Raw genomic sequence first — 25,483 nt, forward strand, 5'->3', positions numbered from 1 at the left:
ATTCCCCCGTAATTCCTCAGCTGCTATTAATAGAGTGTTCTGACTTTCGCATTCTTAAATCATAAAAAGAAGTTTTTGTAGAGCAGGTGAACTTTTTTCTGTATTTGCATATTTTAGGTGGGGTTAGTTTTGTATTATGCATTAAAAAAAAGATAAGATAACATAAAAAATAAGCGACCTTGGACAAAGGGAGTCGCTCTAATATATGATAAATAGAAATTACCCTATCAGTCTTGAAAATAATATCCTGCGTAGGATGTATCTTATCTACAAAGTGTATTTCTTAATCAAAATGTTTCTAATATCATCATAAGCCTTGCTTCTCCCGTATCAATGATATACCGCCAGAACTCCCAACCATTTGTTGAGGTATTACTTTAACCTGAAAGATTTTCTTTAGCTTTATTGGGTTTCAAGTGATACAGCAGAATATGTTTTTCCTCTATATTATCTTTCAGTATCTACATCAAAAGTAGCTTCTTTACTTTTACTATAGTAATTAGCAAAACCTTCACTATTTTACCCAGAAAAAATGCAGGAAACTAAGCAATTTATAGAGAATTTAGATATAATCCAATAGGTATTAATGCAGTTGTTACTCGTAGCCATTATGTTATTGGATTTGGTATTTCCCATACAAAATTCAAATAAAAATGAGATGGAGGCCTAGATATGGTAGAAGTAAAAAATATTGACACACTAAGGAAAAGAATTGAGGATTTAATACCTGGAGAGGTAACATTTAAGGTGAGGGTAAGTGATTCCATTCAATCCGAACGTAATACCTATTTCATTGATATGGATATTGAAACTATCATCACTATTATTTCTGATTATGGTGCTATTTATGATGATGGCACTTCCACATTCTTAAAAGAAAATGGTTATAAAAAATGTTTAGCATTTATATTAAAAAAAGCTTATACCATATATCTAGAAGACGGATCAGCAGTTGATATTGAACGTCTTTATGTTTTGGGGGATTATGTAAAAGATGAATTTTATAAGCTACAAGAATTTGTTTATAAATGTTGTATTGTTTTAAAAAACGAGTATGTCTCTGAGGAAGGAAAGCGAAAAGGGACCGCATCGCTACCAATTGAATATTTTCATGTTGGTGTAACTGCTGGATATTCAGAAGATGCATTTAATCTTCTAAATGAGAAGTGCGAGGAATTAAACAGATCTTTTAAGTTCTCTAATATTACTTCAGATTATGATATTGAGTTTCGATGCTTCCCAGAATTACTCGAGGAAACAGGGTTTATTCCTATAAAAGAGTTGACTCTAAAAAAGTTAAATGATAATAAAACTTGGCAAGAAATCAATAATATTTTTCGGTATAGCGCTCGGGATTAATTCCCTTTTCGTTCACAAAGAAAAACCACCCCGCGAACTAACGAAAGGGTGTTTTTTCTTGTAACGGATGAACATTTGGCCTAATCGCTTTCTGTCGAGAACTAATCGTATTTAATTAAAATACACTCGAAAGCTTAGTTTCTGCTGAATATTTTGTTTCATTTTTATAATGATACTGGATTCCTAAGTGAACCATCATATTTACCTTCAAATTTTTCTACTTCTATCAGCAAATCTTTCCACTGGGGCATACCTACTCATCCTTTCTTTAAAACCGTTTTGAAAGGTAAACATCATCCTCAAATATCAAAAAAGTAATCATTGTCTTCATCAATTTTTTAATAAAATCATTTAATGAATCAGTTATTTTAGTATCAAAGAAGTTTACTGAGGTCCTTTGAGTATTATTCAAATCAAGTGTTAAATATACACCCTCGTTTACTTCATAAAAAGAAGTTTGTCTGCTTTTTCATATATCCCTCTAAGTCAGGGTCATACTCAAAGATACCTTCTCTTAGTTTAATATCTCTTTTCTTTTCTATTCTTTTTCATCCATCTTTTGCTTTAAATATTCAGCAATTTCTGTTTGCCCAAATTCTCTAGCATATTCATATGCATCCATATTCTTAATACTCTCTCCCGTATAACTAATTGAAATATCTATTCTTTTTTCAACTAGAAACTCCACAACTTCTTTATGCCCACCATAAATCGCTCCAAATAATGGGTTTCTTTTTGCTAAGGTCACATCTAATTCTGCGCCTCTCTTCATTAAATACTTAACTATCTCCAAATGCCCCGCTCCTGCAGCCACTCTTAAAGGAGAAGCATCAAATATATCACCTTTTGTATTAACATCGATTCCTTTATGAATCAGATATTCTACTATTCCAAAATGTCCTTTCTTTGCTGCAACATGTAACCATGTACCAAATGGTGTCATTGTATGTAAAGATTCTGGATTATTTCCTATTAAACGCTTTACTTCATTAATATCACCTAGCTTAATAGCATTTCTTAAAGTTTTATTTAGACTTTTTTCATCCATAACATTACCTCCTGTATTTTTACTATCTTGAACTAGCTATGTCTCCTAAATCTTCAAGAGCTTCAACAGTCCTTAACCGATTCACTACTTCCTAGAGCATCAAGGCTATGTTGTCCTATTACGGCATTGACATAAAAAACCTTGAAAAGCTTAAGCTAATCAAGGTTTTTTATCTAAATTACAAGTATTCTACTGCACCTAAAAACTCTAAATTACTATTATTAATTGTAGTTTTCTTTTTTATTCCCTCATATTTAAAGTTGTATAAAAGAATTACAACATTATACTGGCTTGGCAACTGTGCGCCACACAATGAAGAAAATTTAGGAATAATGTCATCATCGTAAGAGAATCCTTCCAATAATCGACTAAGCGAGTTATCAGCTTCATCATAAAAATCCGCTTCTCTAACAGCGTCGTCATATCTATCGATTCCAAAGCTTTGAGCAAACATTGATGGAATAAATTCCCCATCCTCTGTATAAGAAATTTCAAGTAAATTGTCTAATTCCTCTGATGAGTTAATATTCCCTACCCAAAATGATACAAATCCTTCTTTTTGCATAAGCTACCTCCTATTTTGGTTTCAATCCACTTGGCAGTGCATCAGAACCACCCTCAAAACGATAATCTGCCCAATTTTGCAGGCGCCTTTTAAACATATCATAGTCTTCAGATGTATCAATTATTTTTAATAGCTCATTATGTGCTTTTGTAGAGCCTTTTCCACCATGTTTTCCGGTTGGATTAACAAACTTCGTCTCACTTATCAGTGTTCTCATTTCTACAATTTGTTCGGCAGTTACCCCCCAGTATTTAAATGTATCAGCACGGGAAACCAAGTGCCATTCGTGCAACCCACCAGGGTGGCGCAACCGGTCTTTAATTGACTCTCTTAGCTTAGGGTCTGCCCATACTTTATCAAATTCTTCTGTAGTTAAGGAATTAAACCAGTTTTTAAATTGCCCATTTCTTACTGTTGGTACAGAGTCTAGAACTTTACCCGTACTCTTACCATTAATCTCAGACTCCACTTTCGCTATAGAAATTAACTGATCCTTCAACTCAACACCATTAACCACATTATAAGGTACTCCCCCTGCCAACGACAGTTGGTTTTTTGGATTGTATGGTAATAGGTTAGGGATAGGGATTAGTTCTTTTGCTTTCGTAACGCCTTTTACTGCAGCGGCTTTTGTAGTGGCTACCCCAGTTTTCGTTATGGCTCCAGCGCCTTTTGTTCCAACTACTGACGATACGACTGTTCCGAGGGCATAGGATACCCAGTGAGYCCGCGAGTAGGCATCGCCATTTATCATATCCCGTTCATATGAGTCGGAGATGGATTTGGATATATATTTATAGGTTTTTATCGGGTGCATGATTGAGTTTGCCACACCTTCAACTGTTTCCCCGGGATCTGTGACAAAGTCCCAAACTCCTGTCACAAAGTCTTTCCCTACATCATACAGGCCTACGCCGATTCCTTTTGCGATGTCTGCGGTTTGCTTGGATGCTTCTAGCTGCATGACATATTGCTGCTGGGTGGGCGCTAAGTTTTCGTACCCGATCTGCTTGGCGATTTTGAGGAACTCGTCTGGATCTGTTACATGATCGAGTTGTGCCTTCAAGTCTTTGATCCGGCGATTCTCCGCTTCTTCTTTCTTAACCTTGAGATATTGCGCGGTTTCTTTTTTCCTTACTTCTAGGTTTTTGTAGGCTTCACTATTTTTATAAGCTGCTGCATTAAAATAGAGCGGGGATACTACTCCTCCCCTTGTACTGGATACTTTCAATTGCTCCATGAGTGCCGTCACTGCCGCTTGGTCCGCTTCGGATTTGGCATATTCAGTCGTCCACTTGTGATCGATTTCGTTTACTTTGTCTATCGTTTCGGTCCGTTTTATTTCAGCTTTCTCGATATTTTCAAAGAACGCATCATCGGAAAAAGGCTCTAACTGAATGATATCATCAATTCCAGCCAATATTTTTTTCAGGTCATTTTTCTGGGCTGTGACCATTTCCTTGGAATTTCGAGTCGCATTTGTCAGCTCTTCCTCTAAAAAAGGAACAGTAACCACGGTTTCACTAAGGTTCGCTTCGATTGTATCTCCTTGAATTCCGCTTAAAAAGGCAACATGCCGATTGATCAGGCGCAGCCAAGAATCCACGACATCGATCTGTGCTTTGTAAAACCCTTTAATGGCCTCTGCGCCTTGCCCCTGCAGCTCATCATCCAAATGAACGATACTCTCAAATCCTTTTTTTAATTCCGTGAGCTGTTCTTTCAGGTCCTTATATTGTCCGACACGTGTTTGYATGGCAGAAACTAGTGTTTGAGATTCGTAAATCATCGACATAATGGAAAGTCCTTTCAACTTCTTTTCTTATAAAAACTTAGAGATTACTTATGTAATATTTATATTCATTGTAAAATTATGGGCTAAATATATTTTAGAAGAGTTTCTATATTTATTCAAGAATTGAGGGGACTTTTTACTAAACGGATTTATTAGCATAAAGAAGGGCTATTCCTGTTGAAGGAATAGCCCTTTCTTTGTATCAAAATCAAAATGCCGGTATGGCCGTTTCACTATATTTCTCTTCTAAAAATTTGCGTACCTCCGGGCTTGTCATGGCCTTGGCCAACTTTTGGACTGGCTCGGAATCCACGTTATCCTTGCGTGCAACTAATGTAATCGCAAAGTCATTTTCAACACCTTCTGTGAGAAGGGCGTCATTTTTTGGTGTTAAACCAAGCGGTGCGGCGTAAGCTGGTGTTATCACGATTGCATCTGCTTCATCATACGTTCTCGCTAGCATTAATAAATCGACTTCTTTAAACTTATAGTTTTTAGGGTTCTCAGTGATATCAGACATTGTATAGTATGGACCCTTTTTTTCCTTTAAAGTGATAACTTTATGCTGTGCCAGCAAGGCCAATGAGCGATCGATATTCGACACATCATTTGCAATGGCAATAACGGCACCCTCTGGCAATTTATCCATTGAATCGTATTCTTTGGAATACACACCATAATTGGCAAAATAAATAGGTTTCACGGGTACTAGCTCGGCATTTTTGTTTCGATTGAATTCCTCCATATATGGAACGTGTTGGAAGAAGTTCACATCCACCTCTTTTGCCGCTAGTGCGGTGTTAGGCTGCACATTATCACTTAATACGACCATTTCCAGGTTAATGCCCTCCTCTGCCAGCTTTGGTTTAACAAGCTCAAGGATTTCCGTCATTGGGGGAATGAGTGAGGCCACTTTCAATGTAACCTCTTCCTTTTCCTGATTCTGCGCATTTTCTTTCTCATTTACTTCATTCGTCTTTCCACATCCTACTAAAAACAACATAATTGCTGCCATGAGAAAGAGTATTTTTTTCATGATGTTTCCCTCCATTATTTATCTTTTATCAATCATTCTGGCTATTGCCGTTCCAATGAATTGGATAAGCTGTACTAGAATAATCATAATGATAATCATATAAATCATTAGCTCTGTTTTAAACTGCTGGTAGCCATACCTGATGGCAAAGTCGCCGATACCGCCGCCCCCGACCACTCCCATGATCGTTGAATAGGAAATAAAGCTGATGATCGATGTTGTTAGTCCGAGGACAAGCCCTGAGCGAGCCTCCACGTAAAGGAATTTAAATATGACATCCTTAACGGAAGCCCCCATCGAAATGGCTGCCTCGATCACACCCTTTGGCACGTCCAATAAAGATTGCTCGACCAATCGCGAATAATGGGCAATGGCGATGATCGCTAATGGAACGCAAGCAGCTGCTGTACCAATGGCTGTGCCAATTATGAGCCTTGTAAACGGGATTAAAAAAACAACCAATAATAAAAACGGGAATGAACGGATAATATTCACAAGTAAATTTAATATCGAGAAAGTCCACGGATTTTCAAGCAAATGACCCTTCCTAGAAAGAAATAGCAAGGTCCCGACAGGCAATCCAATCAAAATCGCAGCTAAAATGGACACACCCACCATGATAATGGTTTCTCCAATTGACTGCCAAATTTCTGCCTCATATTGAACTAAAATCTCAGGCATGGCCCAGCCCACCATTCTCTGCTAATTGTTCGATAAAGTATTCTGGACGATTATCCTTTTTTTGAATCCCGGTTGGTTCGATTATGACCGTGTCATAAATCTCTCCCTCTGCCATGATCGATACACGATTGCATATACTTTTAATGACATCCAGCTCATGACTAACAATGACTATCGTCACACCGAAGCGTTTGTTGATGTTTTGTAGCACGTCTAATATTTCAGCGGTTGTATTTGGATCAAGGGAAGATGTCGGTTCATCACATAACAACACTTGCGGGTTATTTGCCAATGCCCTTGCAATGGCAACACGCTGCTTTTGTCCCCCGCTTAATTGTGCAGGATATCTCTCCATCTCACCCTCCAATCCGACAAATTGAAGACACTCTGCAACACGGCTCCGACGTTCCTTCTTTGGATAATTTGCCAGCTCTAAAGAGGCTGCCACATTGTCATAAACCGTTTTATTTGCCACAAGATTAAAATGCTGAAAGATCATGCCAATCGACTTCCGTGCCCCTCGAAGTGCTTTATTGTTCAATGTTGTCAACCTTTGGCCGTTTACCTCCACTTCGCCCGCATCTGGGGTCTCCAACAAATTCATTAGCCGCAGCAGCGTTGATTTCCCTGCTCCGCTTGCTCCGATTATTCCATGAATTTCACCTTTAGGTATTGTTAAAGTAACAGACTTAATAGCCTGAAATTGTGAAAAATTTTTACTCACTTGATCCAGGTTAATCATAAAATCCCACTTTCTATTTGTTGAAAGGTAAGCATACCGCTCCACATTATCGTTTCATCAAAGAAACACAGCTGATAAATCATTCTATCAACTAATGAGGACCTAATGCAAAGACACAAATTAACAGTTAAAGACTATGCTGCGAATCCTGAGCCTTCACATACAGCTATTTCCGGCAGCTCATTAGGAGGACTTGTTTCAACTTCCGCCTCCTATTATTATCCAGAGGTATTCCATCAATATATCTCATTATCTGCTTCCTTTTGGTACGAGGATGTTCTTCGCTATCTTCAAGGAGAAAAGAATGAACGGCAAGGAAATATCCATCTAAAACCCACAGTGAATCGTCAAAATCATCGGCTCTATTTATATGTCGGGGAATTAGAGGGAATTTATAAAGAAACGATACAAAAGCATATGGTTGACTACACGAAGAAAGCCCTCCTTGAATTTATCAAGGAAGGCTATTCGGAATCTAATCTATTATTCGCGTCAGATCCAAAAGGAACTCATGATGACCTATTCTTTACTACCTACTTCATTCAGTCTCTTCATTGGTTGGCATAGAGAATAGGAACGAAACGATGGATCATTAGGCATCACAATAGCCGTCAAGAATGGTGAGTTCCCTCCAATCTTGGCGTCTGCTTTTTCAAAGGTCTTTATCTATTGGCGAATCGAAAGGCCCTACTTATAATGGGCGGCACTAAAGAATCATGATTTTAATCTATCGCTACATACAGCTCCTAGAAGGCGAAAAAGCACCTGTTCCCAAGTGCTTTCATCCGGTTCTTGATAGAATAACTTATAAAGTCATTGTAACCATTTTATTGTACTATCCCATAGCAAATACTATTAACTAAAAAGTCTCTTTTCTATTCTTTTTCATCCATCTTCTGCTTTAAATATTCAGCAATTTCTGTTTGCCCTCTTTCAATAGCAAATTCATAAGCTCCCATATCTTTCATAGTATCCCCTGAATACTTAACAGTAATATCAATATCATTCTTAACAAAATACTTTACAATATCAAGGTGCCCACCATAAATCGCCGAAAATAGAGGATTTGTATTCGGGTCACTAACATCTAATATTGCACCATTTTCAAATAAGTACTCTACAATACTAATTTCACCTTCACTAGCTGCATGTGCAATAGGCGCTGACTTCGGTACACCTTCGTTTATGTTAATATCCATACCAGATTTAACTAGGATTTTTATCATATCCAGTTTACCAGCTCTAGATGCAACATGTAGCCACGTCCCAAAAGGTGTTACATAATCAAGCAAACTTTTATCAGTAATAATAAGCTCTTTCGCTTGTTCTATATTCCCATCCTTAATTAAATTATAGACTTTTATCGCTTTTTCCTTAATATCCATAGAACCCTCCTAAAATATCTTTATTCATTGATGCTGCTTCTTACGACTTTAATGATTTGATTTACTGTCGCACATAGGTAAAAAGGAAGGATAGATGAACAGTGAGGAATCCCTGTTTACATCTATCCTTTTGTACGGCATGTTTCGTTAACTGGATATACTTTTATTACACAGCACCGTGACGTTATTTCGACGACACCACCAAAAACCGGACAATATGATCCGAGAAGTTAAACCAGTAATGGGCTTTTCTAGCATCGAACATGAACGACTGCTGTTCATGGAGTTCCATTCTTTCTCCCTCTATTTCCACTGTTAACTTCCCTTCGATAATGAATAAGAATTCATGTCCGCTATGAGAAAAGGCGCTTCCTTTATTTTCTCCTGGCTTTAAGGTGACAAGAATAGGCGAAAAAACAGCATCACGAATGCCGCTGGATAAATTCTGATAGTGAAATTGTTCATGATTATAATTTGGATTTTCTTGGGAACGGTCCTCAGAAAAGAAGAAACTTGGGCTGACATCCAATGTATCAGCGATTTTTTTTAATGACTCTAATGTGACGCTTGATTTACCCCGTTCTACTTGTGATAAAAAGCTGATCGAAACGCCTGTTTGTTCAGCAAGGCTCTTTAATGTTAGTTTTCGCTCTTTCCTCAATGATTTCATTTTTTCCCCGATTGAATCAAAAGGCATAGAGATGCCCCCTTTTTTTACATAGTATCTAGCTTCATTATACAGTACAAATTTTGATGAATGTTCCGTCATTAATAAAATAATTGACAGAAAATTATAAATTATTTACAATAAAGGAAATAATAAATTGAAGTGACACTTCAATTTTAATGGGGTGACTCAAGATGGAGAAGAAACAAATGCGGCGAATTTTAATTGCGAGTTTAGTCGGAAGTTCAATTGAGTGGTTTGACTATTTTTTATATGGGACCGTTTCAGCTCTCGTGTTTAACCAGCTATTCTTCGTGAATGAGGATCCGACAATAGGGCTGTTGCTTTCCTATGCATCCTTTGCGTTAGCATTCTTCATCCGTCCCTTTGGCGGAGTGATTTTCAGCCATATTGGCGATCGTATCGGGAGAAAGAAAACCCTTGTTTTAACACTTAGTTTAATGGGTGTCGCAACCTTTGGGATGGGGCTTCTTCCTACGTATCAAGCCGTTGGGATTTGGGCGCCGATTTTATTAATCACGTTGCGCTTAGTACAAGGTCTTGGAATTGGCGGTGAATGGGGAGGCGCGCTTTTATTGGCCGTTGAATATGCTCCCGCTGAGAAACGGGGCTTGTTCGGGGCCATTCCTCAAATGGGTGTTACGATAGGAATGCTGCTTGGAACCGTTGCCCTATCCATTATGACTCTGCTGCCTGAAAACACATTCATAACTTGGGGATGGCGTATACCATTCATTTTTAGTGCTCTGCTAGTATTTTTTGGCCTATGGATTCGTAAAGGAATTGATGAAACACCGTCTTTCAAAAAAGTGAAGGAATCGGGAGAAGTTCCAAAGCTGCCGATTGTGGAAACTCTTAAGAATTATTGGCGTGAAGTGCTTATCGCCGTCGGAGCCAAAGTGGTAGAAACAGCTCCATTTTATATTTTCAGCACGTTTGTCGTATCATACGCTACTGCAAATCTCGGTTTCTCCCGGACAGCTACATTAACTGCAGTCATGATTGCGACAATTATAACAACGATTTTAATACCTATCATGGGGAATTTATCTGATAAGATTGGACGCAAAAAGCTGTTTATAGGGGGAACGATTGGGATGGCACTGTTTGCATTCCCATACTTCTGGTTGCTGGAGCAAAAATCGGTCCTGCTATTAATCGTTGCAACAGTGATAGGTTTAGGGGTTATTTGGGCCCCCATCACAGCTGTTCTTGGAACGATGTTCTCGGAAATTTTCGATGCAAAGATTCGTTATACCGGCATCACACTTGGATATCAAATCGGAGCAGCTCTGGCAGGAGGAACAGCGCCGCTAGTTGCAACGGCTTTACTTGATAGGTTTAATAACTCCTATGTTCCTGTCGCCCTTTATATTATTTTTGCATCTGTCCTGTCACTAGCAGCGATTTGGGCAGTTAAGGATCGCAGCAATCAGAAATTAGACGAAACACATAATACTAGTGCCATGTAATCTATGGATTTTTCACTTCAAGGAGGACAATTGAATGTTGGTAATAAGTGAGAAGGAAATTCAACAATCATATGGAATGAAAGACGCAATAGCAGATATAAAGGCCGCATTGCGTGCACATGGTGCTCAACAAATAGATAACCCTCATCGCACAGTGCTTGCTTTCCCTCAACACGAGGCATCGGCCCTTTACATGCCAAGCGCTGATTTATCTGAAGAAGTTTCGGCAGTCAAAGTTGTTACGATTTTTCCAAAGAATCCTTCAAGGGGGATGGCAACCACACAAGGAGTCATCTTGCTGTCAGATGCAGAAAATGGCGAACACCTAGCATTGTTGAATGCCTCCTATTTAACACGTCTCAGAACAGGGGCATTGAGCGGCATTGCCACAGACTTTCTTGCTCGTAAAGACGCAAGGGTTCTCACGATCATCGGAACAGGAGCTATGGGATTTGAACAAGCAATTGGTGTGTTAGCCGTAAGGGACATTGAGCGTATTTTATTAGTAAATCGCACACCAAAGAAAGCGGAGAAATTCGGTGAAAAGCTGCGGGCATTCGGAGTAACCGTTCCTATTGAAGTTTGCGAAGATGTTTCAGCAGCTGTTCTTCAAGCAGATATTATTTGCTGTGCAACCCGCTCGAACGAGCCAGTATTTAATGGACTCGATTTAAAGCCGGGCACTCACATTAACGGGGTCGGGTCTTACTTACCGGATATGAAAGAAGTGGATAATACCACCATTTCACGCGCTGCTAAAATTATCGTCGACGATTTGGCGGGCGTGAAGGCTGAAGCAGGAGAACTCATTTCTGCAGCCAATCAGGGAAATTGGTCGTTTAATGATATACACGGGGAGCTTTATGAACTTGTCATGCGGACCAAAACAGGCAGGGAAAATGAAGAGGAAATTACCTTCTTTAAATCAGTCGGTGCTGCTTACTTTGACCTCGCTGTGGCAAAAGGCGTTTATCGCCAATCGAAAGAACGGAACATCGGGATGGAGATTGAGGTATAGGAGAAGCAAATAGATTTTACTATCGCTGAATGTAATAACAACCCGATTGTTAAAAACAGGAGACATTAAACATGAGACCTAACGCATTTTTTTGTTTTGGGGATAATCGTTGCCTTACCTTGCAGTAACATCTTTGAATGAATGAAAGAAACCCTTCTTTCGGAAGGGCCTTCTGAATAATCCATATCTTTCACAAGCAATCAAGTCTTTATCACGGTCGCTTTTTTTACTGGCATCATATAATGCCTTTGAAACATGGGGCTTGTATATCAGTCTGAATCCATCTTGAAAAAAGATGGATTCTATTTAATTTGTGTTGCTGTGTCGACTTAGTTTTCACGCAGAGTTGATTGGAGCGGGTGTGCGAGACTCCTGCGGGAAATACGCGTCCAAGGGAGACCCCACAGGCGCAAAAGCGCCGAGGGCGGACCGCCCGCGGAAAGCGAGTGCCTGCAGTGGAATGAAACGATAAAGCACACCCTCCAACATGGACAAGTTGTATTCCCCCTATAGAAGATTGACTTAATTCATACTTGTTTCTGCTTCAGCTACCTTTTTGACGCGGTCTAAAAATTCCACGACCACTTTATCGGTGGCAAATACTAAAAGTAACTTCAAAAACCACTTCAATGGGCGACTGGTGACTGTATATGTAAAGGAAGTCTGATTGTCATTGATTTTATTTAGTTCATAAAAAGCTGTAATTTCAAACATTTTAGCAAGTATGAAGCCTACTTTTAGCTTTTTCTCATTAGTTTCATTCAAATATTCCAATGTTTCTATATCATACTCTTCTGTTCGTTTTCCTTCTCGATATTTTTGGCGATATACACTTCCAACCACTTCTTCCGTTATTTTAACCGGCTTTTGTTCAACTACTTGAGGCATGATTTTTTGCATATTTTCTACAGAACCATCAAGAAACTTCCATACCTGTTCAATTGGGGCATTTATTTCTATTTCTTTTGTCCATTTTTTCAATGAAAATCACCTCTGCCTCTATTATATTTCCTTTATTATGTAATAACCAAATTCGAACGGATGAATCGTTAAATAATTCTAATTAAATAGATACATTAACCAACTTTTTTTTGAATTTAAATGTCGTTCTGTAAATAAATTACTTATTAAGATTCTCTTTTTTGGTGTTATTCTTGTATAATAAACCAAACGGTTACTTTTTCAGGAGAATCCTATGAATTTTATTTATATTAATCAAAACATATTAGATAATCTTTTTTATATCTTAGTAAGCATTTTGATTTATTACATTTTATTAGATCATGGCAAAAGGTTAAGTCAGTATGGCAAGACCCTTATTACTGCATGCATGAGCATTCCTATTATTTTATGTATGAAGTTTCCTATTTATATCGATGAATATTGTGTCCATGATCTCAGGCAAATCCCTTTTATAATAGGGACCCTTTATGGTGGTTGGCCTGTAGGGGCTGCACTGTTAGTCATCATATTGACTTTTAGGTTTGCTTTTTATGGTTTCAATTTACTTACGTTAACTGTATATATCGTAATCTTTATTATAACGGCTTTATTTTCTTCCAAATTCAAAAATTTCAATCGAAAAAATAAGCTTAATAGCTCGATACTATTAATTTTGTTTCTTGGAATACTAACGAGCTTCATTTCAATCGTTATGTCTGATTATTTTCGAATAACGGAGGCGTATGTATTTTACTTTATTATCCTCCCTCCTTTCATTATCGTTTTGGCTTTATATATCATAGAAATTTTAAAAGATGCCATTATAATCCGGACACAAATGGTAAGGCTTGAAAAAATGGAGGTAGTCAGTCAGCTTGCAGCCAGCATTTCACATGAAGTTAGAAATCCTTTAACGGTTGTGAAAGGATTTGTTCAACTGCTAAAGGCTCCTGATCTGACTCAGGAAGTAAGAGAACAATATATCCAACATGTAGTTAAAGAGCTTAATAGTGCAGAATCCATTATCAGTGAATACTTAGCATTTGCAAAACCTGCACTTGAGAAAGTGGAAAATATTTTAATTAACCGTGAAATAGGATATGTAATTGAAATGATCAAACCATTGGCTAACATGAATTTAGTTACAATATCTAATCAGTTGGCTCCAGGCATCACCCGGGGGAATATTCAACATTTCAAGCAATGCTTCCTAAACCTCATCAAGAATGGTATAGAGGCAATGCCAAACGGCGGGGAACTTAATATTGTTTCTTATGTAAATAATTTCGATATCATTATCGAAATCAGTGACAATGGAGTGGGAATGAACAAGGAACAAATAAATCGTTTTGGTGAGCCTTATTACAGTTCCAAAGAAAAAGGAACTGGGTTGGGATCTATGGTGGCTGTCAAGACCATCCAAACGATGAATGGTACACTTCACTTAACTAGCGCTTTGAATAAGGGAACAACGATTTCAATAACACTTCCCGTTTATCGTGAAGATCATCCTGGAAAATAATAAAAAAGTCCGCCGTAAATGGCGGACTTTTAGTTTGTAGACAAATATGGTTTTATTTAAATTTAAAACCAAAGTTGATTGGAACGTAAGGTGCGAGACTCCTGCGGGAAAAGCGAGTCCAAGGGAGACCCCGCAGGCGCAAAGGCGCCGAGGAGGCTCCCGGACCGCCCGCGGAAAGCGAGTGCCTGGAGTGGAAATCAACGGTCAAATTGTACAAACCTTTATAAAACTGTAGACAAACTTGATTTTCAATAGAGTGCTGTTACATTTATTTTTTCTCGTCAAGGCATTGATAAACCGCCATCATGTCTCGTTTGTTCAATTCACGTATCCGGGCGAAAATGGGGATATCGGCCACGGCCTCGGTACGTTCACTTTCGGCCACGACATCCTTCACTTTCCCTGTCAGCCAGGTTTGGACGTCGATGCTTTCGACGATTTCTTTGCGACCTTCAACATCGATGCCACTGGCATGACAGCTCACACAAGGGATCGTTAATTTATACACACCGTCATGGATGTTGTCTTCTGAAATGACTTTCTTGCCATTACAGAATGGGCATTTATGACTTGCTTTAATTTTATTGATTTGGGTAACGATTTTTTTGTAGCCGAATGCTTCATAGACATAGGTTAGTTTTTTGTATTTGCCATTGGTGAAATATTTATCAATAATGGTTTCTCTTGTTTCGTTAATATTGGCAAAGTCACAGATGGTAATCTGATTTTTGCTGCTGATTGCTTCGATATTGCCTTTAATGCTGTCCCAGAATGGTTGGGTATTTTGTAAAACCACTTCATAGCCGACAAAGCTTGCTAGTTCGAGTTCGAGCATTTTCAACGCCGCTTTTGTTTCACGTGGAAGGAATGAGACATCATCAGTGAGTGCGATATCGCCGCCAACAATCGCTTTTAGTTTTTCCAGTTCCGGCAGCTTTCCTACAATTTTGATGACTTGATCAATTGGCTGTTGGATGATCTCGCGAATGTCCGTATCACCAAACATCAGCTTTTTATGATGTTTGAGAACCGTTCCTTGACAGACTGGACAGTCGATCATCTCTTTTGTTTCTTTCATCTGCTCTTTAATGATTGATTTCGATACGAAGATATAACGCCCAATGATGAAATTGAACCCTTCCCAAATTCGCGATGCCTTGCCTGCTTTATCGTAAAAGGACTTTTCCCAATACCCATATAAGAAGGTATGTTTTTCGGCATCTGTCATCTCATTATAGCTTTTACTAATGTCGTGACCTAGTTCATTCTTTATCTCATCAAACAGGAATTGCAGTTTGGAATGCTGATAATATTTTAATACTTCCATCACGTCCGGATGTAATAAACCATCCCAGAATGGCACGTTTTTGTCTTGTATGACTACATCGAAATCGAATTTTTCAATGAACCGGCGTCCCGAACAGCTTGGACAATGATTTTCTGCAGAATAGAAATCGAAGCTTCTTGTATCCTTATTGGTCGGATGTGCAGCCACTATATGGTTGATCATTCCGCCCAATTCATAAAGAAACGTATATTGACTGTACAAGTGCCGTTCAAGATCAATGGCGATCACAGGTGCTATCGTATCGGACTCGTACTCCCCATAAATCACGCGAGCGATTGGTGATAAGCTTTTTAAAATGCCGCCCTTATAGACGTTCTCTGCGTTTTTGAAATAGTCCAGATGATTTTCCTGTAAATAATCGATACCAGTTTTTGACCGGAGCGTCGAAGAGATATGCAATGGCTCCACCCGTTCGTCACTGTCTTTTTGACTGTAATAATCATCATGTCTGACAACGTCAAGATGCTGGACAGGTGTTAGCTGTCTTTTGCCAAAATCCACGATATAATCCGAGCTTTCCAGCATATAGGCATTATGTTCAATCATGATGATGGAGACGGATTCATCCTCCAGAATGACCCTGACACTGTCAATGAATTGGTTTAAAATATTTTGCGATAACCCTTTTGAAGGCTCGTCAAAAATGAACAGCGTGTGCGGGTTTCTTGTCTTCGCAAACAGCTCGGAAACTAAGTGAACACATTGAAATTCACCCGTCGATAGTGTTTGTGTTTTTCTTTCTAACGTTAAATAACCAAGCCCAAGTTTGATCAATAAGCTCAAACGTTTATGTGCGATGTCTTCTTTTGGGAGTTCTTCGATGATATCTTCGATCGAACGCTGAAAAATATCATCAATTTCATCACTGTATTTGGTTAGCTTCTTTTTAATATCAAGAAACGTCGCAACGGTCGACCGGCTGGTGATCGATTTATTTCGGTCCTGCCCGACCATGACCAGCTTATCCTTTGGATACCGCTTCTGAAAATCTTTGGAGATGCATTCATTGACTAGTGTAGATTTACCGCAGCCGGACTCACCCGTAAAGGTAACGAGTCTATTCTTGGGAATCCGGATTTCTTCCATTTGAATATTACGGCAGTAGAGATCCTGAAATTGATAGTATTCCGTTGGCGCTGCTTCATTACGCTTCCAGCTGATTGGTTTGGGCCGCGGTGATTCCTCAACGATTTTCCCGCCATATTTTCCGCTGCCGGGTCCAAAGAACAATTGGTCATCCGTGCTATCCAACACCGTGTCGGAGTGATCAATGAGCCAAATTTGATTTTTATAACCTAATTGCTTAATCTGCTCCAAAATTTTCAAAAGGGTTTGATGATCAAGACCGACGGAGATTTCATCGATGATGATCACGGTATTTTCACTTGTTGCCATGAATTCGGCCAAATAAAGCCGGGTTAATTCCCCTCCCGACACTGTCCCCATAATACGATTCAAGCCTAAATAACCAATATTCATATTGATTATATTTTGGAGAATATGCTGTTTAGCTTCACTTATATGTAAGGTCTCTGCGAGTGAAAGGATCGTTTCGATGCTTAAGTTGTTGATATCGGATATAGTATGCGGGCGGTCTAATAATTCAATGGTATATTGCTCGACTTCTTGATTGTAGCGCTTCCCCTCACACTTTGGACATTCGACGTTTTTCGTCGTACCGCGTCCTTTACAAGTGGGGCACCAGCCTAAGGCATTATTAAATGAAAAAACTTCCGGAGAAAGATTGAATTTTTCTGCAAGACAAACACGTATCTCTTTAAACACACCAGTATGTGTGCCAATGGTCGAACGGGGATTAGCTGAAATGGATGATTTGCCGAGAAAAAGGACCAGAGGCATTTCCTCCATCTTGATGGCACTGAAGTTGGTTTCCATAATATTAGGGAATAAATACTGATATTCAGACTTCGGCAATAAGGAAACGAGACGCTTCTTGGATTCTTCGCCAATGGTTTGACAAAAAGTCGTCTTCCCGGAACCTGATAAACCAGCAATTCCTAATGATTGGTCGTCTGGCAGTGATGAATCTAAATGGCTTATATTGTTCGCTATTAATCGATTTATTTTCATTTGTAACTCCTCTCATTTTTTTAAGCTCAGTCTTTCATATTAGCACAGCGGTATATGTATTTGGTATTTTTTTAACGGTAACCCCATCCTTTTATTCTTTCACATCCCGCTGCTTCAAACACGTATGATTCATCGACAAAAAACGAGGAGTAAGGATTGGATTTTTAAGAGAATTAAAACCTTCTTTTAGATTATAAAAGCCCCTCTCGACTAAGAGAAGGGCTTTCCTTATAAAGTATGACCGCATTTTTATCCAATACGTTTATTTTGTATTGGACTTTTTCGCCTTGTTTTCAAGATCGCTTTTAGGCTCGGTGGAGAATTCCACATCTTTTCCATGTCCCTGCGGGTTAACACTTGGTGCAATGCGACCTCTTCCTGTCTTTTTACTCATTTCCTTCACCTCCAAGTATATGATGTTGGACGGATCTACTTTAAATTACGTGTGTAATTAAATGTGTCTTTGTTCTGAGGAACATCAGGATCTTTTTTCCCGGCAGGCTGTACTGCTCTTCCTGTATTTCCGCTATAGCCTTCTTCCACGGGCCCTGGATAATGATAATGGCCATCATTAACTGTTTGAATCGTTGATTCACCAGTCACCTGGCTTCCTCCCGTTTCCACCTGTTCTTTCTCGTTAGTCAATCCATCTCCTCCTTTTCTAAAGCTTTTCTTTTATAGTATTTCGATAAAAGAGCAATAAAATGAAAGGAGAAAAAAGGAAGCACTAATAATGACTCCATTCTTTGTTAGTTGGAGGTCAGAAGTAAACTCTCCGTTGCACCGTTTTTCAAGAAGGGACTGGGTTCGCCAACCGTATAAATTTGTAAGTCATGCATAGCCCTGGTACATGCGGTGTAGAACAATCTACGCAGGCTCTCATCACCGTATGTTTGCATGGATGCATCATAAATGATGACTGCATCGAATTCGATGCCTTTGGCCAAATAAGCCGGTATAACAACTACACCCTGTTCATATTCATTTGTGCCTTTCTGTACGAGTTTAATTTCACCGTGGGCATTAAGGGCATCGTATGCGGCGGCACTTTCGGCAGCAGATTTACAGATTATTGCGATTGTATTGTACTCACGGCTTTGAAAGTCTTTGACTTTAGACATGATCTCACGGTGCAATTCATCACGGCTGGACACTTGAGTGAGTACTGGCTTCTCGCCTTCACGATTGAATGCCTTAATTCGATGGCCTTCTGGAATTAGTTCACGTGTGAATTCTATAATCTGCTTTGTGGATCTGTAGCTTTGATCCAAGGTGATGCTCTCGGTTTCATTTATCCCGTATAAACTGGTAAGAGTCTGGAAATCAACCCGTTCGCTGGCATGAGCGAATATTGCCTGGTTAAAGTCACCGAGCACGGTCATCCTGGCATTAGGAAACAATCGTTTCAAGAACTCGAATTGAAATGGAGAATAATCCTGTGCTTCGTCTACAAGCACGTATTTTATAGCAGTATTCGACTGAAATCCTTGAATTAACTCCTTCAGCAGCAAAAATGGAGTCGCGTCTTCATAATACAGTTTACCTTCGTCCAGCATTTTTTGGGTTGATAAGCAAATTTCCCTTTCGGCAGGTGTTTCCCCCTCATTCCACAGTTCGATCCGTATTTGTTCGTCAAAAAGTTGCTTGTATATGCCCTTAATATTGATAAAATGAAGTGCTTTTATCCGTTTGCGTAACGTCTTCAATTTCTTTCGAACAATCATACGCGCAAGCATTTTATTTTCCATCTCATAATCGTCAAAGGAATCTTCATCATGGCCGCGTTTTTTCTCTAAATAGGTGTATACCTTTTGGTAGTCTTCTTTGCTAAGATACTCGATTTCCTCCTCGACCCAAGGTTGTTTCAACTCAAACTTTTCCCTTTCATCAAGTAGCTCACATAACCACTCTTTCAGCTTTTCAATCCTATTGTGAAATCTTAATGTGGTGTCTGTGTTATAAAATCTTTCCGAGATTTGTTTGGCGGAGACGAGCGTTTCCCCTCGGAACTTCACCCCTCTAAAGATCATTCCGGATTGCTCCAGTGATTGTCTGTAGGTCTTGATGATTTCAAAGAAGCGAATGGATGCCTTAAATTGGATACTCGCTGTCCTGGTGCTATAGGAAGGATCCTCCGCTCCAGTCAGCAAATATTCCAGTTGCTCATAAGGATCCTCAACTTGAAACGAGTCAGTCAGACGATGATCCAGGTATTCCTGGAATGTTACCTGCTGCATATTCTCTTCGCCAAGTTCGGGTAACACATTGGATACGTAGTTATTAAACATGGAGTTAGGAGAGAATAAAATGATTTGATCGGCTTTCAGCCTTTCTCGGTTCTTGTAGAGCAAGTAAGCGATCCTTTGAAGGGCAGCTGATGTCTTCCCGCTGCCAGCTGCACCTTGAACAATGAGCAGACGTCCGCGATCGTTCCGGATGATCCTATTTTGCTCACGTTGAATGGTGGACACGATACTGTGCATATGCTTATCCGTTCCCTTGCCCAGTACCTGCTGCAGAATCTCATCCCCAATGGTGAGACTCGTATCGAACATCGATTCGATAACGCCTCCCTTTATGGTGTATTGCCACTTGTTTTCCAACATTCCCTGAATTACGCCTCCGGGAGTGGAGTATTCTACAGGACCGGGAGGATAGTCATAATAAACACTCGAAACCGGGGCCCTCCAATCGTAGATAATGAAGTTTTCTCCTGTTGCATCAGTAAGGGTGGAAGTCCCAATATAAATTTGTTCCGTAAGGGGAGAACCTTCTTCAGTGATATCAATCCGGCCGAAATAAGGCACTTCCTGCATGCGGCGCAGTGTTGACAGCCTCTTGAAGGCATATCTATGTGCCCCTTCGCTTTGTGACAAGTCTTGAGCCTGCTGCCTTAAGCCAATGATGGTCTCGAGGTAATCATCGAAAGTATCGATATTAACCTTGAGGTCATCCCAAAAGTGTTTACGGATATTAACAACTTCTTTTTTACGCTTTGAAGTTTCTCCTTCTATTTTGCTGATTTGTTTCGTGATTGTTTCTATCACCTCATTCAAACGTTCTTGCTCCTGCCGAATTTCATTGTTCATAACGGACWCTCCTTTAAAAAATGAGAAATTAGGGGTTGACTAGAGGTGAGTTTTACCTTATACTTATAGTAAGGGGTAAACTGTTTTAGTATATATTTAAATGTGTTTCTATACTAACTTATCATAAATTCCGAATGATATCAATGTATTTTGCACAACAGTTGCCATAATGAATCGTTATTTTAAACTTTAATTTAACATGTAAAGCCAGTAACCAGTTGAGCAATAGCTTGGCTGGTTATTTTTATGATTATTTGAAGGCCTAAAGCTTCGCCAGTCCCGCCTTTCATAAGAACTGCAACACCCACATCAACGGTTGATTCGTCGTTTCGATGACATGCGCTTCATATTGTCTTGATTTAATTTTGTTTGTTAGATAATGTTTAGGATAAAACTTTTTGTAGGAGAAATTATCATGAGAAATTATAAAGCATGTCAGAGTTGTGGAATGCCGCTATCTAAAGATGAATTAGGTGGTGGAACTGAAAAAGATGGTAGGATAAGTACTAAATATTGCAGTCATTGTTATATAAATGGTGAATTCACTCAAAACATTACTGCGATAGAAATGCAAAAAGTTGTTCAAAATCATATGATGGAAAATATGAATATGCCTAAATTTATTGCTAAGTTTTTCACTAGAGGCATCCCAAAGTTAGAGCGATGGAATTAATCAACGAATAGAAAACGAATGAACTTCTTTATCCTTTTTCTATAGATTTGAAACAATACTGTTTATAGAAAAGGCTGTTTTCACATACTTTGTTGCTATTTACCAGGTAGTGGGTTGTGGTTGATTTCCCCTCCAGATGCTCGCTTTCCTTGGTGCGGGCGGTGAGCCTCCTCGGCGTAAACGCCTGTGGGGTCTCACCTCTCCCGCTGCTCCCGCAGGAGTCTCGCACTTCCGCTCCAATCAACCTTAAATAGTTTCGTTTAAAAACAACAATCTTTACGAAAAGAGCCATAAAAAAATACGGAGAACATAGCGATAAAGACAAATCCCATATAAACGGATTTGTCTTTATGTTTCTTCCATCGAAAAATATAAAATGTTTTTGTGAATTTTCAATCTATTCCGCTTGTGTTACTGGTTTATTATTTCATCATCTGCCTTGCTTCCATAAACAGCACTTGGATAAATTTTTTCATATTATTGCGGCTCTGACTGCTTACTTTTTTGCTTTTGTCTTCTAGCTCCAGCATTTTTTTTCGGACTTCCGAGAAATCAAAAAATGTGGATGAATAGGCCTCGAATTTTGGATTCATATAATCCGTCAATCCTAATGAAGCGATATGGATGAGTGCCTGGTTAAGAGCGCGACGGACACGCTGCTCGGAAGCTTTCATTTCTTTCTGGATTTCGGCTTCTTTCGCTTGATCTCCCAGCTTTTCAGCAGCAATCCCAGCAAAAATCTCCTTTAAATATGGAAACGAGTAGGCAGGACCGAGTCTTTGCTTTTCATTTTGGAGGAATCTTAAAATGTTTAATAAATCCTCGCTTCCCCCTTCGCCAATCATACCTAAATCAGAAATTAAGGACCGTCCGGCTTCCATGATATTTTTTGTCTGAAAGGTTTTAGAAGACTTCGGGCGGTCCGTAAACACGTTCAACGACTTTTGAATGCCCTGGATCGATTGATCCACCAGTATTCGCTCGTTCACTTTGTTTAATATGCATGAAATTTCAACTTGGTTCAGCGGTTTTGTAATGTAGTATTCCGCTCCTAATCTATACGCCTCACCAATCATTTCTTTCGTTTCCACTTGCGATATCATCACAAATCTCCCTTGAAATCCATCAGCAAGAGACCTGATTGTTTCAATTCCATCCCTTAATGGCATGAGCAAATCAATTAAGACAACGTCTGCTTTTTTTAAAAACAACAAGCCATTATTCACTAAAGCTCCGTCTTCTGCTTCTCCCACCACTTTGCCTAAATCTTCGTCTTCAATTATCTCTGTCAACATTCCTCGAATGGCAGGATCGTCATCTATAATGAAATAATTCATCTCGTTAGCCCTTTCTCCATAATAGCATCAATCGGAATTCCTACGATGAATACGGTTTCTTTATAGGTATCCATTAGCCTGATATGTCCTCCAAATTTTTCAACTGTTTGTTTCACATACGATAAGCCAATTCCCGTCGAAGGGTTTCCCGCCGCATCGAATTTCTTTGTATAACCTGCTGTAAAAATGATTTCCTTCCTCTTTGGCGCAATGCCTGGGCCATTATCACAGATGCAAAACTCCACGAATTGATCTTTCCTTTTCACATGCAGTGATACGTATCCTTCTTCTTCAATGGCTTCCACTGCATTGGCCAATAAATTATTTATTAATGATAATACCATATATACATGATAGGGGGGATGGTCATCATCTATATGCAAGGTAAATGTAATAACTTTGCGAAGGGACTCTGCATATCGTCTATTGGACACGATCATGATGTTGCCAAGGTCTTCGATCTTCATATATTCCTGCAGGTTTTTGGATGACATAAGTTTCGAAAGCCCCGCATAAATCCGCTGGTTATCTTTTTTGATCTCATGCACGAGACCGGCAATCTGCAACGCAGTTTGCGCATCGCTTCCATCAGTCCCCCTTGTTTTTATCCGACGGTAAAAGTCATAACAAGTTCGGGTGATTTCTTCCGCATTTTGCATCGTTTTCTTCAGTTGAACCGATTCCTCATACAAACTTGAAATGAAAAGCAGCATTTGTTCCTTTTGGATGCGTTGCTCCGCTTCTGCGGATTTCGCTTCTCTCAGCTTTACTATATTAAAAAAGCCGAGAACGAAAAAGCTTCGAATAAAGGCGATTAAAACAAGTTGGTCAATGGCTAACAAGGGTGTGCCCTGATTCGCCAGGATGGATCGGATCGTCATCTCCGATACACTTGCAGAAAGCTCGATCAATACCCCTAAAAGCCCGATCATAAACGGCTGATCGTGCCGTTCGTTCAATTTCGTTTTATGAAAGGCCAACGCGTAAATGAAGTAGTAGAAAAAGGCGGGAACATGAAGATAGATCGCATCCTCAACGGATATGTCCCGTATCCCGACAGCCAGTGAAAAACGCAAAAAAAACACACTCACTCCCGTCACTATGCCTGCAATAATCGGGTGGATGCTCCTCCCCCATAGTAAAAACAAGAAGAAGACGGGGGTTCCCAAACTGACTCTGAATGTATCATCGAAGGGGTAAAACTTGAATTCGCCCGCAAGAGGCACCGCAATCATAATCAATAGCAATATCCTTATACTCTTTTTCAATACGGTCCCTCCCCAGTCACTATATTAAAAACATAACACATGAAAAGGTAAAAAAGTGAGAAGGGTTTGGACTGAAATTATTATTTTTTATGGCCCTTGTAAGTATCCGTAGGATTCAGTAGGTTCCAGTAGGATGATCATAAACTTGAAATAATCTAAAAATTGAAAGCGCTAACAACAGAACGACTATCAAAGGAGGAATTCAAATGAAAAGGTTTGGCTTAGCTACTCAAATTTTTGTTGCACTTGTACTAGGTATCGTTGTCGGTGCTTTATTCCATGGTAATGAAACAGTCATGGCCATTTTGGTGCCTATCGGCGATATTTTCATTCATTTAATTAAAATGATCGTCATCCCGATCGTCATGGCTGCACTAGTCGTCTCCATAGCGGGAGTCGGCGATATAAAGAAACTGGGGAAATTAGGCGGTAAGACTCTTCTTTATTTTGAGATTGTCACCACAATTGCCATTGTTATTGGATTACTGGCGGCAAACTTGTTCCACCCAGGGTCTGGCTTAGATACAAGCAATCTTGAAAAAAGTGATATTTCAAAATATGAAGAAACGACAAATACCGCTGGCAGCAGTGGCTTTGGAGAAACAATTTCTCATATTGTTCCTTCAAATGTATTTGAATCAATGGCTCAAGCGGATTTATTACCGATTATCTTCTTTTCTGTTTTATTCGGCTTAGGTGTGGCTGCGATAGGCGAAAAAGGAAAGCCTATTCTTGGATTCTTTGAAGGTGTGTTGGAAGTAATGTTTTGGGTGACGAATCTAGTCATGAAATTTGCCCCCTTTGGTGTGTTTGCACTGATTGGTGTAACCGTTGCAAAATTCGGTATTTCAACATTAATTCCTTTAGGTAACCTAGTAATGGCTGTTTATGTGACGATGGTATTCTTTGTATTCGCCATTCTTGGAATTATAGCGAAAATGTCAGGGACAAGCATTTTTGTTATCCTGAAAGTGTTAAAGGATGAATTGATTTTGGCATTTACAACAGCAAGTTCAGAGTCGGTATTACCAAGGCTTATGGACAAAATGGAGAAGTTTGGCTGCCCGAAATCCATTACTTCCTTTGTTATTCCAACAGGCTATACGTTTAATCTGGACGGCTCATCGATTTATCAAGCACTTGCTTCACTTTTCGTGGCACAAATGTATGGTATAGATTTATCCATTACAGAACAGATCACATTGTTACTCGTATTGATGTTAACGTCAAAAGGAATGGCTGGCGTTCCGGGTGCCTCATTTGTTGTTGTTTTAACAACCTTTATGGGAGGGCTTTCAGACTGTAGACAAACTCGATGAAAATCGAGTTTGTCTATTTTTTATGGCTTGTACAATTTGGACGTTGATTTCCACTCTAGGCACTCGCTTTCCGCGGGCGGTCGGGGAGCCTCCTCGGCTTTCGCC

The 25,483-nt window shown here is 39.4% G+C and carries 21 protein-coding genes and 3 pseudogenes; 7 read left to right on the top strand and 17 right to left on the bottom strand.

Annotated features, from left to right (window positions below; all coding sequences use genetic code 11):
- Positions 1-672: 672 nt before the first annotated feature.
- Positions 673-1,359, top strand: a complete 687-nt coding sequence (locus AC1DVB_RS07685) for a hypothetical protein (protein ID WP_477588834.1) — start codon at positions 673-675, stop codon at positions 1,357-1,359.
- Positions 1,360-1,658: 299 nt separating this feature from the next.
- Here the strand turns inward: AC1DVB_RS07685 and AC1DVB_RS07690 are convergent.
- The 7 genes and pseudogenes from AC1DVB_RS07690 to AC1DVB_RS07720 form a co-directional block, all read right to left on the bottom strand.
- Positions 1,659-1,886 (bottom strand): annotated as a pseudogene (locus AC1DVB_RS07690) (SMI1/KNR4 family protein); the annotation flags it as partial.
- An 11-nt stretch (positions 1,887-1,897) separates the two neighbouring features.
- Positions 1,898-2,407 (bottom strand): ankyrin repeat domain-containing protein, encoded by a 510-nt coding sequence (locus AC1DVB_RS07695; RefSeq protein ID WP_477588836.1) that lies wholly within the window; start codon positions 2,405-2,407, stop codon positions 1,898-1,900.
- Positions 2,408-2,585: 178 nt separating this feature from the next.
- Positions 2,586-2,972, bottom strand: a complete 387-nt coding sequence (locus AC1DVB_RS07700) for an immunity 22 family protein (RefSeq protein WP_095393322.1) — start codon at positions 2,970-2,972, stop codon at positions 2,586-2,588.
- 10 nt (positions 2,973-2,982) lie between these two features.
- Positions 2,983-4,767, bottom strand: coding sequence for a ribonuclease YeeF family protein (locus AC1DVB_RS07705; protein WP_477588838.1), 1,785 nt, complete (start codon positions 4,765-4,767; stop codon positions 2,983-2,985).
- A gap of 208 nt (positions 4,768-4,975) precedes the next feature.
- On the bottom strand, positions 4,976-5,803 hold the full coding sequence (locus AC1DVB_RS07710; RefSeq protein WP_331262136.1) for a MetQ/NlpA family ABC transporter substrate-binding protein: 828 nt from the start codon (positions 5,801-5,803) through the stop codon (positions 4,976-4,978).
- 18 nt (positions 5,804-5,821) lie between these two features.
- On the bottom strand, positions 5,822-6,484 hold the full coding sequence (locus AC1DVB_RS07715; RefSeq protein WP_477588840.1) for a methionine ABC transporter permease: 663 nt from the start codon (positions 6,482-6,484) through the stop codon (positions 5,822-5,824).
- Positions 6,477-7,226, bottom strand: a complete 750-nt coding sequence (locus AC1DVB_RS07720) for a methionine ABC transporter ATP-binding protein (RefSeq protein ID WP_477588841.1) — start codon at positions 7,224-7,226, stop codon at positions 6,477-6,479. The genes AC1DVB_RS07715 and AC1DVB_RS07720 overlap by 8 nt, the downstream gene beginning before the upstream one ends.
- A 105-nt stretch (positions 7,227-7,331) precedes the next feature.
- Here AC1DVB_RS07720 and AC1DVB_RS07725 point away from each other — a divergent pair, with 105 nt between their 5' ends.
- Positions 7,332-7,793 carry an alpha/beta hydrolase-fold protein gene (locus tag AC1DVB_RS07725; protein WP_477588843.1) on the top strand — a complete coding sequence of 154 codons (462 nt, stop codon included), beginning with the start codon at positions 7,332-7,334 and terminating at the stop codon, positions 7,791-7,793.
- Between the two features lie 308 nt (positions 7,794-8,101).
- On the opposite strand, the gene AC1DVB_RS07730 is transcribed toward AC1DVB_RS07725, so the two are convergent.
- Both AC1DVB_RS07730 and AC1DVB_RS07735 read right to left on the bottom strand, forming a co-directional pair.
- Positions 8,102-8,611 (bottom strand): ankyrin repeat domain-containing protein, encoded by a 510-nt coding sequence (locus AC1DVB_RS07730; protein WP_477588845.1) that lies wholly within the window; start codon positions 8,609-8,611, stop codon positions 8,102-8,104.
- Between the two features lie 184 nt (positions 8,612-8,795).
- Entirely contained in the window at positions 8,796-9,308 is a 513-nt protein-coding gene (locus tag AC1DVB_RS07735) for a helix-turn-helix domain-containing protein (RefSeq protein ID WP_477588847.1), read from the bottom strand.
- A 164-nt stretch (positions 9,309-9,472) separates the two neighbouring features.
- Between AC1DVB_RS07735 and AC1DVB_RS07740 the strand changes: the two genes are divergently transcribed.
- Both AC1DVB_RS07740 and AC1DVB_RS07745 read left to right on the top strand, forming a co-directional pair.
- A complete protein-coding gene (locus AC1DVB_RS07740; protein ID WP_477588849.1) occupies positions 9,473-10,771 on the top strand; it encodes an MFS transporter in 1,299 nt (432 codons plus the stop codon).
- A 34-nt stretch (positions 10,772-10,805) separates the two neighbouring features.
- Entirely contained in the window at positions 10,806-11,789 is a 984-nt protein-coding gene (locus AC1DVB_RS07745; protein ID WP_477588851.1) for an ornithine cyclodeaminase family protein, read from the top strand.
- Between the two features lie 186 nt (positions 11,790-11,975).
- Here the strand turns inward: AC1DVB_RS07745 and AC1DVB_RS07750 are convergent.
- Positions 11,976-12,071: pseudogene (locus AC1DVB_RS07750) on the bottom strand (excalibur calcium-binding domain-containing protein); the annotation flags it as partial.
- Positions 12,072-12,311: 240 nt separating this feature from the next.
- Entirely contained in the window at positions 12,312-12,770 is a 459-nt protein-coding gene (locus AC1DVB_RS07755; RefSeq protein WP_477588853.1) for an SRPBCC family protein, read from the bottom strand.
- A gap of 214 nt (positions 12,771-12,984) precedes the next feature.
- On the opposite strand from AC1DVB_RS07755, the gene AC1DVB_RS07760 reads away from it, so the two are divergent.
- On the top strand, positions 12,985-14,253 hold the full coding sequence (locus AC1DVB_RS07760; protein WP_477588855.1) for an ATP-binding protein: 1,269 nt from the start codon (positions 12,985-12,987) through the stop codon (positions 14,251-14,253).
- Positions 14,254-14,521: 268 nt separating this feature from the next.
- Here the strand turns inward: AC1DVB_RS07760 and AC1DVB_RS07765 are convergent, their stop codons facing one another.
- The 4 genes from AC1DVB_RS07765 to helD all read right to left on the bottom strand — a co-directional run bounded on the left by AC1DVB_RS07765 (position 14,522) and on the right by helD (position 20,781).
- Positions 14,522-17,692 carry an ATP-binding cassette domain-containing protein gene (locus tag AC1DVB_RS07765; protein WP_477588857.1) on the bottom strand — a complete coding sequence of 1,057 codons (3,171 nt, stop codon included), beginning with the start codon at positions 17,690-17,692 and terminating at the stop codon, positions 14,522-14,524.
- A 262-nt stretch (positions 17,693-17,954) separates the two neighbouring features.
- Positions 17,955-18,086, bottom strand: a complete 132-nt coding sequence (gene sspL / locus AC1DVB_RS07770) for a small, acid-soluble spore protein L (RefSeq protein ID WP_034304091.1) — start codon at positions 18,084-18,086, stop codon at positions 17,955-17,957.
- A gap of 35 nt (positions 18,087-18,121) precedes the next feature.
- Positions 18,122-18,337, bottom strand: a complete 216-nt coding sequence (locus AC1DVB_RS07775; RefSeq protein ID WP_034304092.1) for a hypothetical protein — start codon at positions 18,335-18,337, stop codon at positions 18,122-18,124.
- A 104-nt stretch (positions 18,338-18,441) separates the two neighbouring features.
- Complete coding sequence (gene helD, locus AC1DVB_RS07780; RefSeq protein WP_477588859.1) at positions 18,442-20,781, bottom strand: RNA polymerase recycling motor HelD; 2,340 nt, start codon at positions 20,779-20,781, stop codon at positions 18,442-18,444.
- Between the two features lie 415 nt (positions 20,782-21,196).
- On the opposite strand from helD, the gene AC1DVB_RS07785 reads away from it, so the two are divergent.
- On the top strand, positions 21,197-21,454 hold the full coding sequence (locus tag AC1DVB_RS07785) for a zinc ribbon domain-containing protein (RefSeq protein WP_230135543.1): 258 nt from the start codon (positions 21,197-21,199) through the stop codon (positions 21,452-21,454).
- 422 nt (positions 21,455-21,876) lie between these two features.
- On the opposite strand, the gene AC1DVB_RS07790 is transcribed toward AC1DVB_RS07785, so the two are convergent.
- On the bottom strand, positions 21,877-22,791 hold the full coding sequence (locus AC1DVB_RS07790) for a response regulator (RefSeq protein ID WP_095678995.1): 915 nt from the start codon (positions 22,789-22,791) through the stop codon (positions 21,877-21,879).
- Entirely contained in the window at positions 22,788-24,059 is a 1,272-nt protein-coding gene (locus tag AC1DVB_RS07795; RefSeq protein ID WP_477588862.1) for a sensor histidine kinase, read from the bottom strand. The genes AC1DVB_RS07790 and AC1DVB_RS07795 overlap by 4 nt, the downstream gene beginning before the upstream one ends.
- A 206-nt stretch (positions 24,060-24,265) precedes the next feature.
- Between AC1DVB_RS07795 and AC1DVB_RS07800 the strand changes: the two are divergent.
- A pseudogene (locus AC1DVB_RS07800) lies at positions 24,266-25,339 on the top strand (cation:dicarboxylate symporter family transporter); the annotation flags it as partial.
- Positions 25,340-25,483 lie beyond the last annotated feature (144 nt).

Source organism: Peribacillus sp. P4_D6 (assembly GCF_056401795.1).

Excerpts from the sequence above, each read along its gene's own strand:
- AC1DVB_RS07685 (WP_477588834.1), top strand. The coding sequence starts at position 673 with ATGGTAGAAGTAAAAAATATTGACACACTAAGGAAAAGAATTGAGGAT.
- AC1DVB_RS07695 (WP_477588836.1), bottom strand. The coding sequence starts at position 2,407 with ATGGATGAAAAAAGTCTAAATAAAACTTTAAGAAATGCTATTAAGCTA.
- AC1DVB_RS07700 (WP_095393322.1), bottom strand. The coding sequence starts at position 2,972 with ATGCAAAAAGAAGGATTTGTATCATTTTGGGTAGGGAATATTAACTCA.
- AC1DVB_RS07710 (WP_331262136.1), bottom strand. The coding sequence starts at position 5,803 with ATGAAAAAAATACTCTTTCTCATGGCAGCAATTATGTTGTTTTTAGTA.
- AC1DVB_RS07715 (WP_477588840.1), bottom strand. The coding sequence starts at position 6,484 with ATGCCTGAGATTTTAGTTCAATATGAGGCAGAAATTTGGCAGTCAATT.
- AC1DVB_RS07720 (WP_477588841.1), bottom strand. The coding sequence starts at position 7,226 with ATGATTAACCTGGATCAAGTGAGTAAAAATTTTTCACAATTTCAGGCT.
- AC1DVB_RS07725 (WP_477588843.1), top strand. The coding sequence starts at position 7,332 with ATGCAAAGACACAAATTAACAGTTAAAGACTATGCTGCGAATCCTGAG.
- AC1DVB_RS07730 (WP_477588845.1), bottom strand. The coding sequence starts at position 8,611 with ATGGATATTAAGGAAAAAGCGATAAAAGTCTATAATTTAATTAAGGAT.
- AC1DVB_RS07735 (WP_477588847.1), bottom strand. The coding sequence starts at position 9,308 with ATGCCTTTTGATTCAATCGGGGAAAAAATGAAATCATTGAGGAAAGAG.
- AC1DVB_RS07740 (WP_477588849.1), top strand. The coding sequence starts at position 9,473 with ATGGAGAAGAAACAAATGCGGCGAATTTTAATTGCGAGTTTAGTCGGA.
- AC1DVB_RS07745 (WP_477588851.1), top strand. The coding sequence starts at position 10,806 with ATGTTGGTAATAAGTGAGAAGGAAATTCAACAATCATATGGAATGAAA.
- AC1DVB_RS07760 (WP_477588855.1), top strand. The coding sequence starts at position 12,985 with ATGAATTTTATTTATATTAATCAAAACATATTAGATAATCTTTTTTAT.
- AC1DVB_RS07765 (WP_477588857.1), bottom strand. The coding sequence starts at position 17,692 with ATGAAAATAAATCGATTAATAGCGAACAATATAAGCCATTTAGATTCA.
- sspL (WP_034304091.1), bottom strand. The coding sequence starts at position 18,086 with ATGAGTAAAAAGACAGGAAGAGGTCGCATTGCACCAAGTGTTAACCCG.
- helD (WP_477588859.1), bottom strand. The coding sequence starts at position 20,781 with ATGAACAATGAAATTCGGCAGGAGCAAGAACGTTTGAATGAGGTGATA.
- AC1DVB_RS07785 (WP_230135543.1), top strand. The coding sequence starts at position 21,197 with ATGAGAAATTATAAAGCATGTCAGAGTTGTGGAATGCCGCTATCTAAA.
- AC1DVB_RS07790 (WP_095678995.1), bottom strand. The coding sequence starts at position 22,791 with ATGAATTATTTCATTATAGATGACGATCCTGCCATTCGAGGAATGTTG.